This is a genomic window from Pseudomonas sp. B35(2017) (assembly GCF_002113645.1).
In the GTDB taxonomy this organism is placed as follows: domain Bacteria; phylum Pseudomonadota; class Gammaproteobacteria; order Pseudomonadales; family Pseudomonadaceae; genus Aquipseudomonas; species Aquipseudomonas ekonensis.
In genome coordinates this window covers 48,660-62,713 of sequence record NZ_NEIZ01000020.1, presented here as the reverse complement: position 1 = coordinate 62,713, position 14,054 = coordinate 48,660, and the positions used below count along the sequence as shown (strand labels likewise).

General features: G+C 66.5%; 7 protein-coding genes. 2 read left to right on the top strand and 5 right to left on the bottom strand.

Annotation, left to right across the window (positions count from 1 at the left end):
* The first annotated feature begins 79 nt into the window (after nucleotides 1-79).
* Complete coding sequence (gene treS, locus CAG41_RS24665) at nucleotides 80-3,427, top strand: maltose alpha-D-glucosyltransferase (RefSeq protein ID WP_085656401.1); 3,348 nt, start codon at nucleotides 80-82, stop codon at nucleotides 3,425-3,427.
* Nucleotides 3,424-5,655, top strand: a complete 2,232-nt coding sequence (glgB, locus tag CAG41_RS24660; protein ID WP_085586109.1) for a 1,4-alpha-glucan branching protein GlgB — start codon at nucleotides 3,424-3,426, stop codon at nucleotides 5,653-5,655. The genes treS and glgB overlap by 4 nt, the downstream gene beginning before the upstream one ends.
* Before the next feature lie 173 nt (nucleotides 5,656-5,828).
* Here glgB and CAG41_RS24655 read toward each other — a convergent pair whose 3' ends face one another.
* The 5 genes from CAG41_RS24655 to glgX all read right to left on the bottom strand — a co-directional run bounded on the left by CAG41_RS24655 (nucleotide 5,829) and on the right by glgX (nucleotide 13,966).
* Nucleotides 5,829-6,899, bottom strand: a complete 1,071-nt coding sequence (locus CAG41_RS24655; RefSeq protein ID WP_085707574.1) for an autotransporter outer membrane beta-barrel domain-containing protein — start codon at nucleotides 6,897-6,899, stop codon at nucleotides 5,829-5,831.
* Nucleotides 6,900-7,221: 322 nt separating this feature from the next.
* Entirely contained in the window at nucleotides 7,222-9,816 is a 2,595-nt protein-coding gene (locus CAG41_RS24650) for an autotransporter outer membrane beta-barrel domain-containing protein (RefSeq protein ID WP_085707573.1), read from the bottom strand.
* 103 nt (nucleotides 9,817-9,919) lie between these two features.
* Nucleotides 9,920-10,717, bottom strand: a complete 798-nt coding sequence (locus CAG41_RS24645; protein ID WP_085586103.1) for an endonuclease/exonuclease/phosphatase family protein — start codon at nucleotides 10,715-10,717, stop codon at nucleotides 9,920-9,922.
* A gap of 94 nt (nucleotides 10,718-10,811) precedes the next feature.
* On the bottom strand, nucleotides 10,812-11,570 hold the full coding sequence (locus CAG41_RS24640) for a PIG-L deacetylase family protein (RefSeq protein ID WP_085633171.1): 759 nt from the start codon (nucleotides 11,568-11,570) through the stop codon (nucleotides 10,812-10,814).
* 236 nt (nucleotides 11,571-11,806) lie between these two features.
* Nucleotides 11,807-13,966: a glycogen debranching protein GlgX gene (gene glgX / locus CAG41_RS24635; RefSeq protein ID WP_085586099.1), complete on the bottom strand. Its 2,160-nt coding sequence runs from the start codon at nucleotides 13,964-13,966 to the stop codon at nucleotides 11,807-11,809.
* Nucleotides 13,967-14,054 lie beyond the last annotated feature (88 nt).

Below are 14,054 nucleotides of genomic sequence, written 5' to 3'. Positions count from 1 at the left end.
GGCCCGCTCCCACAGGGCATCGGCTGTTCTCGGGGCGGGCGGTCTGCCCGGCAATCCTCAGCACTGACAGGAGTTTCACATGGCGAAGAAAACCAGGTCAGCCACCTTCATCAAGGATCCGCTCTGGTACAAGGACGCGGTGATCTATCAGGTTCATGTCAAATCCTACTTCGACTCCAACAACGATGGGATCGGCGATTTTCCCGGCCTGATCGCCAAGCTCGACTACATCGCCGAACTGGGCGTCAACACCATCTGGCTGTTGCCGTTCTATCCCTCGCCACGGCGCGACGACGGCTACGACATCGCCGAATACCGGGGCGTGCACAGCGACTACGGCACCATGGCCGACGCCCGGCGCTTCATCGCCGAGGCACACAAGCGCGGCTTGCGGGTGATCTCGGAGTTGGTCATCAACCACACCTCGGATCAGCACCCCTGGTTTCAGCGTGCGCGCCGGGCCAAGCGCGGGTCGGCGGCCCGGGACTTCTACGTGTGGTCGGATGACGACCAGAAGTACGACGGCACCCGGATCATTTTCCTCGACACCGAGAAATCCAACTGGACCTGGGATCCGGTGGCCGGCCAGTATTTCTGGCACCGCTTCTATTCCCACCAGCCGGACCTGAACTTCGACAACCCGCAAGTGATGAAAGCCGTGCTGGCGGTGATGCGCTATTGGCTGGACATGGGCATCGACGGCCTGCGCCTGGACGCCATCCCGTACCTGATCGAGCGTGACGGCACCAACAACGAAAACCTGCCGGAAACCCATGACGTGCTGAAGGTGATCCGGGCGGAGATCGACGCCAACTACCCTGACCGCATGCTCCTGGCCGAGGCCAACCAGTGGCCGGAGGACACCCAGCTGTACTTCGGCGACACCGACGCCCAAGGCCTCAACGGCGACGAATGCCACATGGCGTTCCATTTCCCGCTGATGCCGCGCATGTACATGGCCCTGGCCCAGGAGGATCGCTTCCCGATCACCGACATCCTGCGCCAGACCCCGGAGATCCCGGCCAACTGCCAATGGGCGATCTTCCTGCGCAACCACGATGAGCTGACCCTGGAAATGGTCACCGACAAGGAGCGCGACTACCTGTGGAACCATTACGCCGCCGACCGCCGGGCGCGGATCAACCTCGGCATCCGTCGCCGGCTGGCGCCGCTGATGGAGCGCGACCGCCGGCGCATCGAGCTGCTCAACAGCCTGCTGCTGTCGATGCCGGGCACGCCGACCCTGTACTACGGCGATGAGATCGGCATGGGCGACAACATCTACCTCGGCGACCGCGACGGCGTGCGCACGCCGATGCAATGGTCGATCGACCGCAACGGCGGGTTCTCCCGCGCCGACCCGGCCAGCCTGGTGCTGCCGCCGATCATGGATCCGCTGTACGGCTATCAGTCGGTCAACGTCGAGACCCAGGCCGGCGACCCGCACTCGCTGCTCAACTGGACGCGGCGCCTGCTGGCGGTGCGCAAGCAGTCCAAGGCGTTCGGCCGCGGCAGCCTGAAGATGCTGTCCCCGGCCAACCGCCGCGTGCTGGCCTATACCCGCGAATACACCGGTGCCGACGGCAAGCACGAAATCATCCTGTGCGTGGCCAACGTTTCGCGCAGCGCCCAGGCGGTGGAGCTGGACCTGTCGGCGTACGTCGGCATGGTGCCGGTGGAGATGCTCGGCGGTAATGCGTTTCCGCCCATCGGCCAGCTGAGCTTCTTGCTGACCTTGGCGCCCTATGGCTTTTACTGGTTCGGCCTGGCGGCGGAGAACCAGATGCCGAGCTGGCACGTGGAGCCGGCCCAGAGCCTGCCGGACTTCACCACGCTAGTGCTGAAAAAACGCATGGAAGAGCTGCTCGAAGCGCCGGTCCGCGCCACGCTGGAGCAGGGCATCCTGCCGGACTGGCTGCAGAACCGCCGCTGGTTCGCCGGCAAGGACGCCGCCATCGAGCGGGTCGAGCTGGCGTACGGGGTGCGTTTCGGCGACGCCAGGCATCCGGTGTTGCTCAGCGAGATCGAAGTGACCGCCACAGGCCAGGTCAGCCGCTATCAATTGCCGTTCGGCTTCATTTCCGAGGATCAGGTCGGCCCGGCGTTGCCGCAGCAACTGGCGCTCGCCCGCGTGCGCCGGGGGCGTCAGGTCGGGTTGATCACCGACGCCTTCAGCCTGGAAGCGTTCATCCGTGCGGTGCTGCAAGGCCTGCAGGCCGGGACGGCGCTGGCGTGCGAGGCCGGCGAGATCCGTTTCGAGGCCACACCGCACCTGGCGGCCCTGGGCCTGGGGGATGAGCCCGATGTGCGCTACCTGTCCGCCGAGCAGTCCAACAGTTCGGTGGTGATCGGCAACGGCCTGGTGCTCAAGCTGATCCGCAAGGTCGCCCCGGGCGTGCACCCGGAACTGGAGATGAGCGCCTACCTGACGGCGGCGGGGTTCGCCAACATTTCACCGCTGATGGGCTCCGTGGTTCGCCGCGACGCCCAGGGCGAAGACAACCTGCTGATGATCGCCCAAGGCTACTTGAGCAATCAGGGCGATGCCTGGGAATGGACGCAGAACAATCTGGAGCGGGCGCTGCGCGATGAGCTGGCCGCTGCCCGTTCCGAACAGGAGCAGCACTACAACGCGCTGGGCGAGCTGAAGGACTTTGCCGGGATGCTCGGCCAACGCCTGGGCGAGATGCACCAAGTGCTGGCGGCCCCGAGCGACAATCCGGATTTCGCGCCGCAGGTGTTTTCCGCCAAGGAGGCCAAGGCCTGCGGCAAGGACGTGGCGGCCCAGGTCGAGCATGCGCTCACGCTGCTCAAGGCCCACCAGGGCGAGCTCGGCGAGGCGGACCGCGGACTCGTCACGCGCTTGCTGGAACACCGCAAGGCCATTCTCGGCCACGTCCAGGCGCTGGCGGAACAGTCCGTCGGCGGTCTGCGCATCCGCGTCCACGGCGACCTGCATCTGGGCCAGGTGCTGGTGATCAAGGGCGATGCCTACCTGATCGATTTCGAGGGTGAACCGGCGCGGCCGCTGGCCGAGCGGCGGGGCAAGCACAGCCCGTACAAGGATGTCAGCGGCGTGCTGCGTTCCTTCGGTTACGCCGCCGCGATGGCCCTCAACGTGCATGCCGTCGACAACAGCCCCGAGGCCGAGGCGGCGCGCCGGCGGGTGGCCGGGCGCTACCTGGAGCAATCCTGCGAGGCATTTGTCCAGGCGTATCGCCGGGCGGCAGCTAGTCTTGATCATGCCTGGCAAGATCCTGAAGGTGCCGACGCCGCACTGGCGTTGTTCGGCCTGGAGAAAGCGGCCTACGAAGTGGCCTATGAAGCCGAAAACCGCCCCGCCTGGCTGGCCGTGCCGTTGCGCGGCCTGCACGGGCTGCTGAGGGGGCTCAAACCCTTTTCCGGTCTTGATGGAGAGCAGTCATGAGTGTCTCGAACAGGGAACAGGGTCACGTCAAACACACCGCGCTGCCGCGCGCCAAGGACATCGAAGCCCTGGTGCGCGCCGAGCACCACGATCCCTTCGCCATCCTCGGCCCCCACGGCGACGGCGCCGGGGGGCAGTTCATCCGGGCGTACCTGCCGGGCGCGTTGAGCGTCTCGGTGCTGGATCGCGACAGCGGCGAGGAACTCGGCCCGCTGGAGGCGACGGCGACGCCGGGGCTGTACGTCGGCCATTTCGGCCAGGTTCGGCCCTATCTGTTGCGCACCCAGTGGGCCGGCGGCGAACAGGTGGCGGAAGATCCCTACAGCTTCGGCCAGTTGCTGGGCGAGATGGACCTGTACCTGTTCGCCGAAGGCAATCACCGCGACCTGAGCGCCTGCCTCGGCGCGCAACTGAAGACGGTCGACGGCGTCGACGGCGTACGTTTCGCGGTGTGGGCGCCGAATGCCCGCCGGGTGTCGGTGGTCGGCGACTTCAACGTCTGGGACGGGCGCCGCCACCCGATGCGCCTGCGCCATCCATCCGGGGTCTGGGAGCTGTTCGTTCCGCGCCTGGGGGCCGGTGAGCTGTACAAGTACGAAATCCTCGGACCCCACGGCATCCTGCCGCTCAAGGCCGACCCGATGGCGCTGGCCACCAGCCTGCCGCCGGACACCGCATCGAAAGTCGCCACGCCGCTGCGCATCGACTGGCAGGACGAGGACTGGATGAGCGGCCGCGTCGAGCGCCAACGGCCTGCGGCGCCATTGGCGATCTATGAGCTGCACGCCGGTTCCTGGCAGTGCGAGCTGGACGACCTGGGCGAAGTCGCCCGCCAGTACACCTGGCCGGAACTGGCCGAGCGGCTGATCCCCTACGTCAAGGATCTGGGCTTCACCCACATCGAACTGATGCCGATCATGGAGCACCCGTTCGGCGGCTCCTGGGGCTATCAGTTGCTGTCGCAGTTCGCGCCGAGCGCACGCTACGGCACGCCGGACGAGTTCGCCGCGTTCGTCAACGCCTGCCACCTGGCAGGGCTGGGGGTGATCCTCGACTGGGTGCCGGCGCATTTCCCCACCGACACCCATGGCCTGGCCCAGTTCGACGGCACGGCCCTGTACGAGTACGGCAATCCGCTGGAAGGTTTCCACCAGGACTGGGACACGCTGATCTACAACCTCGGCCGCACCGAAGTGCACGGCTACATGCTGGCGTCGGCGCTGCACTGGCTCAAGCATTTCCATGTGGACGGGCTGCGGGTCGATGCCGTGGCGTCGATGCTCTACCGCGACTATTCGCGCAAGGCCGGCGAGTGGGTGCCCAACCGCCACGGCGGGCGGGAGAACCTGGAGGCCATCGACTTCCTGCGCCACCTCAACGATGTGGTGGCGCTGGAGGCGCCGGGCGCGTTGGTGATCGCCGAGGAATCCACCGCCTGGCCCGGCGTCAGCCAGGACACCCAGCAGGGCGGCCTCGGGTTCGCCTACAAATGGAACATGGGCTGGATGCACGATTCGCTGCACTACATCCAGCAGGATCCGGTGTACCGCGCCCATCACCACAACGAACTGAGCTTCGGCCTGGTGTACGCCTGGTCCGAGCGTTTCATCCTGCCGATCTCCCACGATGAGGTGGTGCACGGCAAGCATTCGCTGATCGACAAAATGCCCGGCGACCGCTGGCAGAAGTTCGCCAACCTGCGGGCGTACCTGAGTTTCATGTGGGCCCATCCCGGCAAGAAGCTGCTGTTCATGGGCTGCGAGTTCGGCCAGTGGCGCGAGTGGAACCACGATCAGCAGTTGGACTGGTATCTGTTGCAGTATTCCGAGCACCAGGGCGTGCAGAAACTGGTCGCCGACCTCAACCGGCTGTACCGCGAAGAGCCGGCGCTGCATGAGCAGGACGACGTGCCGCAGGGGTTCCAGTGGCTGATCGGCGACGACGCGATCAACAGCGTCTACGCCTGGCTGCGCTGGAGCCGGGACGGCACGCCGTTGCTGGTGGTGGCCAACTTCACCCCGGTGCCGCGCCAGTCCTACCGGGTCGGCGTGCCGTTCGCAGGGCGCTGGAACGAGTTGCTCAACAGCGATTCCGACACCTATGCCGGCTCCAACTACGGCAACGGCGGCGGCGCGTTCGCCGAAGAGGTGCCGAGCCACGGGCAGGCGCTGTCGCTGGAACTGAACCTGCCGCCGCTGGCGGTGCTGATCCTCAAGCCGGAAGGTTGAGCGAAGGTGTCCGGCCAGGCAGTTCCGAGGCTGCATGTGCCGGCCTCATCGCTAGCAAGCTAGCTCCCACAGGTTTTGCGGATGTCCGCAAGGCCTGCGAACGCCCGAGAACCCTGTGGGAGCTAGCTTGCTAGCGATTGCGACCTGTCAGCCACCGGAGATGTCTGTGGGGCTCACCAACGCATCCGCACCCCCAGGCTGCCGATCAGTCCGTTCAGGTCGTTGTCGTCCACGTCGCTGCTGTAGTCGGCGCTGACATACAGGCTGACCGTCGGCGTCATGCGGGCCACCAGGCCCAACCCCAGTTCCACCGTCGATGACTTGCGGCTGCTGCTGATCTTGTCCACCTGATCCAGCGTCACGGTGTTGCCGGTGTACACCGTGTGCCACAGGTTGGTGCGCACGTAGGGTTCCACCGGCAGGCCGTTGAGGTCGTAACTGCCTTTCAAGCGGGCGCCGACCCGGCCGCTCCACGCCGAAATGTCGCTGGAGGACGCATTGCCCGATCCCGCGTACGGCGTGTCGAGGGTGATGCGCTGGTTGATCAATTGCGCCTGCGGTTCGACCACCCAGTTGTCGGTCAGGCCGATGGGGAATCCGCCCTCGACCGAGAACGTCATCGCGCTGCCTTCGGTGGCCAGGCGTGCCCCTTGCTCGTTGCGGCTGAAGCCGCTGACCCGGCCGCCGCTGGCCGACAGGTCGACGTGCCAGCCTTGGGCACCGGTCAGGCTGTAGTAGGCCCCCAGGCTCTGGCCTTGCAGGTTGAGGGTGTCGCTGGTGGGGTCGGCGAGGGCGCGGCTGGTGACCAGCCCGCCGCCGTTGGCCTGGATCTGGTTGACCCCGCCGATCAGGCCGATCCGTTGGGTGTGGCCGTTGTCGCTTCGCACCGTCAGCACCGCAGGGCCCTTGAAGTCGCCGCTGCCGGGCGTCGCGAAGCCGGGCGAGAGCACATCCAGCTGCGCCTGGCGCGAACTGGCGCCGTACAGCCGGTCCCAGGCGCCGGGGGCCAGGTCTTCGGTGATCAGGTGTTCGCCCTGGCGGTCGGGGCGCGGGTTCAGGCGTTGCGCCTCAGGGGTGACGAGGGTCGCGGGCAAGGTCATGACCGGTACATCCTGGCGATACCACGGCGTGGTCTCATCCTGCGCAGGGCCGGCCTGCGCCTCCATGGACGAGCACAGCAGGATAGAGCTTGAAAAGGTGCAGAAGGTGATTGTGATCTCATGTGAGGTGAGTGAGGTTTTCATGGAGGTCAACCTTGCTATCGCATGCGCTGTCTCGCCTTGGCGTCTCTCCTACCCCGAATGAGGGGCGACCGAATGGAGCGGGGCGAACCGTGGCCGCCCGTTTTCGCGAGTGTCCGAAGGCCCGCCCCGGGTAGTGATTCCGGGGGTAGTAAGGTAGAGATAAGAAGACCTGCGCCAGTGCGTCAAGAAATTGGACGATAAGCGGTAGGCGCAAAACGGGCGCCACAAGCGATTGTTTAATGTGACTTATATAAGTTCTTGTTTGTGCGGCGTATCGCTCCGCGAGCACCCGCAGAGAGGCGTCCGGACAGCCGACAACCGGTCACCATTCGATGCGCAAGCCGAGGTCGGCGCTCATTTCCCGGCTGTCATTGCTGTCAATACTGCGGCTGTAGTCGGTGCTGGCGTAAACGGCCACCGACGGCGCCAGCGACACCGTCACCCCAAGGCCCACCTGCGCGGTGGACGCCGCTTGGCGGGTGTCGATGCGATCGGCGTGGTCGAAGGTCACGCTGTCGGTGCCGGCGAACGTGCGCCACAGGTTGGCGCGCAGATAGGGTTGCACCGGGCGTCCCCAGACGCTGCCGTTGCCCTTGAGCCGTACGCCGAGGCGCCCGGTCCACGAATCGTCCGAATGAAACGAAACCCGCGCGACTCCGTCGTCCTGGCTGTCGAGGGCGATGTTCTGGTGGATCACCTGCACCTGCGGCTCGACGGCCCAGCCATCGTCCAGCGCCATCGGATAGCCCGACTCCACCGAGAGCGTCAGGGCGTGGCCGCGGTTGTCCAGTTTCAGGCCCCGGTCGGAGCGGCTGTCGCCCGAGAAGCGGGTGCCCATGGCCACGGTGTCCACGTACCAGCCCTGCGGGTCGAGCAGCGTCCAGTAGAGGCCGCCGCTGTCGCCCTCAAGCCGGACTTTGCCTGCCTGCTTGCCGGATATGCCTTGGTTGAACCCATCGACATCGCCCCGCAAGCGGCTGTGGCCGATGAAGAACCCCACGCGGTGGGTTCGGCCTTCGGCAGAGACCGAGTCCATCAGGTCATGGCCGACCTGGAACCCGGTGAGCGAGCCGTCCAGGCGTGGCGCGACGGTGCCGGCCCACGTGCGGTCGATCTGGTTGCCGTAGGCCCTGGCCCACCCGGCGCCGAACGTGGCGGGTTGCCCGGTGAGGCGTTGGTCGCCCTGGCGCTCGTGGTAGGTGCCCAGCGCGTTGAGGGTCAGGAGCGCGGCAACCGGGGGCAGCACCGACCAGGTCGGCACCTCCGGGCGGTAGAGCGGAATTGGCGCGGCGCCCGGAACGGCGACCGGCAAGGGCGCAGGCGTGGACACGGCGGGGGTGCCGGGGGAAGCGGCTGACGCAGTGACCGGTGCCGCGACCGGCACAGGCACCACGGGCACCGACAACGGCGGCAGCGCCGGGTCGGAATTGGGCACACTGACGACCTGAGGCGCGACCACGGCCGAGCGCAAGTACCAGTTGTTTTCCGTCCCGGCGGTGACGCCGCCCTTGAACAGGAAGTAGTCGTAGGCGCCGGCGGACACCGGGCCGCGCAGGGAAAACGCCGTGTTGTCACTGGTGGCGGTGCCCAGGGCCTGCACCAGCTCGATGCCGTTTTCCCGGGTCAGTGCGCCTGTACCCTGGAGGTTGGTCACCGCGATGACCGTCGTGCCGGTCAGGCTGCCGTTGTTCACCACCAGTCGGTCGCTGGGCGAGCCGTCACCGGCGACCTGGCTTTGCAGCCGCAGTTGGCCGCCGTTGCCGGCATAGTTGCCCTGGATCGTCAGGGTGTCGTCGGTGCGGGTGTTGTCGCGGGTCAGGTCGATGGCGCCGGCATTGTTGACGGTCACGGCCCGTCCTGCGACGGCGGGCGCCACTTCGCCCTGTGCGGCGCTCAGCACGCTGCTGGCGTCGATGTTCAGCACACCGCTGCCGGTTTGCGGGTTGCCCAGCACCAGCCGGGCGGCCGCCAGATCCAGCTGCGAGCCGTTGCTGAGGTTGACCGTTTCCCAATTGACGGCGCGCTGGGCGAGGGCGGTCCGGGTGTTGTCGTAGGTCAGCGTGTCTTGGCCGAGGCCGCCGTCGATGCGCGGCGTCGGGCCGAGGAGGGTGTCGTCGAGGTTGCGCAAGGTCGCGCTGTCGTCGTTGTCGCCCATCAGCACCGCGGAGCGGATGATCCCGCCGCCGTCCCACAGGAAGCGGTCGTTGCCGAAGCTGGTGCGCACTTCACCGACGATTTCGCCGCCGCTGACGGTCACGCTGTCGTCGCCGCCGCTGACGCTGAGGTTGCCGCCGATGCGGCCGCCGGACACGACGATGGTGTCCCTGCCGAAGCCGGTCACCAGATTGCCCAGGATCTGGCCGCCGGAGAGGTCGAAGACGTTGTCGTCCAGCTTCATGTCGACCCGGCCGATGGTGCCGCCGCTCATGCGGGCGGAGTCGCCGTCCTCGAACGCCCCGGCGATCGTGCCGCCGGTCATCGTGAATTGGTCGTACCCGTCGCCCTGGGCCAGCGAGGCGATGGTGCCGCCGTTCATGATGAACGTGTCCACGCCGCTGTGCTGGTGCACCTCGCCGGTGATCCGCCCGCCGTCGATCTGCAGCACGTTGGCGCCGTCGCCCATGTCGAGGTCGCCCTGAATCGTACCGGACTGCATGAGCACCCGGTCGGCACCGCCGCCGAAGGTGATGTTGCCGGGCACGCTGCCGTTGCCGCCTGTGGGGAATGTCAGGCTGTTGTTGCCGGAAAGGTCGGTGAGCGGGCCGCTGCCGGGGCTGTCGCAGACGTAGCGGTCGTCTCCTTGCGTCGGGCTGAAGGCGCAGGCGGCGAGCGCGCCCTGCGGCAGGAGTGAGGCGAGCCCGATCGAAAGGGCCAGCCGTGCGATGGCGTACGGTGCAGGAAAACCGGGCGATTTCATGCCGTATCCCCGTCCATTGGCGCCGGTGGACAGCGCAATGCCTGCACCCTAACAAGGCTTTCCCAAGGTGCCTACTGTCAGGTCTGACAGGTGCGGCGGGGTATCAGATGCGCACCTCCACGGCCAACGGCAGGTGATCCGACAGGTGCGTCCACGGTTTGTTGCCGAGGATCTGCGGGTCATGGCTGCTGGCGTTGCGCAAGTAGACGCGGTCCAGGCGCAGCAGCGGGAAGCGGGCGGGGTAGGTCTTGGCCGGGCGGCCGTGGTGGCGTTCGAAGGCTTCATGCAGGTAGTTGCGCCGGCCCAGGGCGGCGTTGCCTTGCAGCTGCCAGTCGTTGAAGTCGCCGGCGATGATCACCGGCGCGTCGTCGGGAAGGGACTCCAGCAGTTGGCAGAGCAGCTGCAGCTGCAATTGACGATGGCTTTCCAGCAGGCTCAGGTGCACGCAGATGGCGTGCACCGCCGGGTGCCCCGGCACGTCCAGCACGCAATGCAGCAGGCCGCGCCGTTCGGGGCCGGTGATCGAGACGTCGAGGTTGCGGTATTCGCGGATGGGATACTTGGAGAGCAAGGCGTTGCCGTGGTGACCGTCGGGGTAGACTGCGTTGCGCCCGTAGGCGAAATCGCTCCACATGCTGTCGGCCAGAAACTCGTACTGCGAGGTCGGCGGCCATTCGTTGTAGCGGCTGGAATGGCGCTCATGCTCGCCGACCACCTCTTGCAGGAACACCAGGTCCGCCGACGTGCTGCGCACCGCCTCGCGCAGTTCCGGCAGGATGAAGCGCCGGTTCAGCGCCGTGAACCCCTTGTGCGTATTGACCGTCAGCACCCGCAGCCGGTGGATGGCGGGCGGGTCGGCGGGCTGGACATTGCGGCTGTGACGCTCGGGATCGCTGGACACGTTCGCTCCTCTGAATCATGGCTGCCTGTGCATGCGACTGAGCGCAGGCCAGGCAGTTCATTTTGCCTGCGCACGCCTTCGCGCCGCAGGCGGCTCAGACGAAGACGATTTCGTAGGGCAGGCGCATGCGTTCCAGGATCACCTTGGGCAGCAGCGGCTCCAGGCCCACCGCCGGCTCGCCGTTGAGCTGGCTGGCGTAGGCGTGGGTGGCGTGGCTCTTGCGCGCCACGGTCCAGGTGTCGAGCCGCAGCTTGCGCGCCCGCTGCCAGGGGATCAGCGCATGGTCGCGCTCCGGCCAGTGCCACGCCCAGACCGGCACGTCATGGAACGTGGCACCGGCCCTCTGGGCGGCCTGGGCGCTGGCGCGGCCCACCGCCTCATGGTCGGGGTTGCCGTCTTCGCACCAGGTGCTGAACACCACGTCGCCGGGGCGCAGGTAGCGGCTGATGAAGTCGGTCAGCTGGGATTCGTGCTCGATCAGGGCATTGTCGGCGAAACCGCCGCGCACCCACTTGAGGCTGTGCATCGGCAGGCCGAGGCGGCGCAGGGCCTCGACGCTTTCCTGCGGGCGGAACACGCTCAGGCGTTTCTCCGACCACTGGCGCGAGCCGGGGTGGCTGGCGCTGCCGTCGGTGATCGAGAGCAGTTGCAGGGGATGGCCCAGGCCGCTCAGCAGTTGCAGCAGGCCGCCGCAGGTCACCACTTCATCGCCCGGATGAGGGGCGATCACCACCGCGCGGGCGCCGGCGGGCACCAGGCTTTGGGTGTTGATGACGGGGATGTGTTCGATTTGCGGCGCGCTGTTCCAGATCTGCGCCGGCAGTCTCTGTTCACTCAGGGATAACGGTTTCATGGGTGCTACGTCCTTGTTGTGCGTTGCCCGCAGCCGATTGCGGCGCTTGAAATCCGGGTGCCGTCCGGTCTGTTGAGGCAGTGGGTTGCCGTGCGACGCTCCGAGCCCTGGATTGCCGCGATGCAGAGTATTGCTCAAGAAGCGCGGTTCGTCGCGCTGCAGATCAATCTGATCTGCTTTTTTTTGTCTTGCCTGTGTCGTGTGTCGCAATTGGCCCCGTGAATCCGGGCGTTTGCTCATTCGTCTTGCTCATGCTGCAGCTCGAACAGCAGCAGCGAGCGGCCGGTGACCGAGTAGCGATGACCGAACGCGAACCGTTCCTGTCCGCGCACCTGCGGCTGGTGGGTGTCGACCAGGCAGATCCAGAAACTGCCTTCAGGCACGTCCGGCAGCGTGAAGTCGACGATGTCGTGGTGGGCGTTGACCACCAGCAGCAACGTCGCATCGCCGCCCTTGCGGCGGATCCCGGTTTCCTGGGCGCGGCCGTCGAGCAGCATGCCCAGGCAGCGGTTGTGCGCGTCGTGCCAGTGTTCGGTGGTCATCTCGCTGGCGTCGGGGGCCAGCCAGGTCACGTCCTTGACCCCGATGTCCTCGTTGTAGTTGCCCACCAGGAAACGTCCCCGGCGCAGGATCGGGTAGGTCAGGCGCAGTTTGATCAGGCGCTTGACGAACTTGAGCAGGGCCTTGCCGTCATCGCTCAGGTCCCAGTTGACCCAGCCGATCTCGCTGTCCTGGCAATAGGCGTTGTTGTTGCCGTCCTGGGTGCGGGCGAACTCGTCGCCGGCCACCAGCATCGGCGTGCCCTGGGCCAGCAGCAGGGTGGCGAAGAAGTTGCGCATCTGGCGGTGGCGCAGGGCGTTGATCTCGGGGTCGTCGGTGGGGCCTTCGACGCCATGGTTCCAGGACAGGTTGTGGTTGCTGCCGTCCTGGTTGTTCTCGTCGTTGGCCTCGTTGTGCTTGTCGTTGTAGGACACCAGGTCGTTGAGGGTGAAACCGTCGTGGGCGGTGACGAAGTTCACCGACGCATAGGGCCTGCGCCCGCGCTGGTTGAACATTTCGCCGGAGGCGGTCATGCGGTTGGCGAAGTCGGCGAGCTGGCCTTCGTCGCCTTTCCAGAAGGCGCGCACGGTGTCGCGGAAGCGGTCGTTCCACTCGACCCAGCCCGGCGGAAAGTTGCCGACCTGATAGCCGCCGGGGCCGCAGTCCCAGGGTTCGGCGATCAGCTTCACCTCGCTGAGCAGCGGATCCTGGCGGCAGGCCACCAGGAAGCTGTGGCGTTCGTCGAAGCCGTCGTGGTAGCGGCCCAGGATTGTCGCCAGGTCGAAGCGGAAGCCGTCCACGTGCATCTCGCCGGCCCAGTAGCGCAGCGAGTCGGTGACCATCTGCAGCACGCACGGGTGGCTCAGGTCCAGGGTGTTGCCGGTGCCGGAATCGTTGATGTAGAAGCGCTTGTCGTCGGGCATCAGCCGGTAGTACGAGGCGTTGTCGATGCCGCGCATCGACAGGGTCGGGCCTTGTTCGTTGCCTTCGGCGGTGTGGTTGTAGACCACGTCCAGGATCACCTCCAGCCGGGCTTCGTGCAGGTGCGCGACCATCTCCTTGAATTCGGCGATCTTGCCGCTGGCCAGGTAGCGCGGGTCCGGGGCGAAGAAGGCCAGGCTGTTGTAGCCCCAGTAGTTGGTCATGCCCTTGTGCAGCAGGTGCTGGTCGTTGACGAAGGCATGGATCGGCAGCAGTTCCACCGTCGACACGCCGAGCTTGCGAATGTGGTCGAGCACGTCATCGACCATCAGCCCGGCGAAGGTGCCGCGCACGTTCTCCGGCACCGAGGGGTGGCGCATGCTGAAGCCGCGCACGTGGGTCTCGTAGATGATCGTCTTGTCCCACGGCACGTTGACGCGCTGATCGTGGCCCCAGGTGTGCGCCGGGTCGATGACCTTGCACTTGGGGACGAAGGGCGCGCTGTCGCGTTCGTCGAAACTGAGGTCGGCGTCCGGATGGCCGATGGTGTAGCCGAACAACGCCTCGGACCATTTCAGCTGGCCGATCAGCTGTTTGGCGTAGGGGTCGATCAGCAGCTTGTTGGGGTTGAAGCGGTGACCGTTGGCCGGGTCGTACGGACCGTGGACGCGGTAGCCGTAGATCAGCCCCGGATGGGCGTCGGGCAGGTAGCCGTGGAAAATCTCGTCGGTGTATTCCGGCAGTTCGATGCGTTCGAGCTCGACTTCGCCTGCATCGTCGAACAGGCACAGCTCGACCTTGGTGGCGTGGGCGGAAAACAGGGCGAAGTTGACGCCCAGGCCGTCCCAGGTCGCGCCGAGCGGGAAGGGCCGGCCTTCGCGGATGCGGGTGGGTTCGGTGTGTGTGGCGGGCTCGGTCTGCTTGGGACGGGTCATGCCAATGCTCCTGCAAAACGGGAAGGGGCGGTTCGGTCACCGTCTTCCCTGTGGGAGCGCGCCTGCTCGCGATGGCGTCGTGAATGGC

Excerpts from the sequence above, each read along its gene's own strand:
- treS (WP_085656401.1), top strand. The coding sequence starts at position 80 with ATGGCGAAGAAAACCAGGTCAGCCACCTTCATCAAGGATCCGCTCTGG.
- glgB (WP_085586109.1), top strand. The coding sequence starts at position 3,424 with ATGAGTGTCTCGAACAGGGAACAGGGTCACGTCAAACACACCGCGCTG.
- CAG41_RS24655 (WP_085707574.1), bottom strand. The coding sequence starts at position 6,899 with ATGAAAACCTCACTCACCTCACATGAGATCACAATCACCTTCTGCACC.
- CAG41_RS24650 (WP_085707573.1), bottom strand. The coding sequence starts at position 9,816 with ATGAAATCGCCCGGTTTTCCTGCACCGTACGCCATCGCACGGCTGGCC.
- CAG41_RS24640 (WP_085633171.1), bottom strand. The coding sequence starts at position 11,570 with ATGAAACCGTTATCCCTGAGTGAACAGAGACTGCCGGCGCAGATCTGG.
- glgX (WP_085586099.1), bottom strand. The coding sequence starts at position 13,966 with ATGACCCGTCCCAAGCAGACCGAGCCCGCCACACACACCGAACCCACC.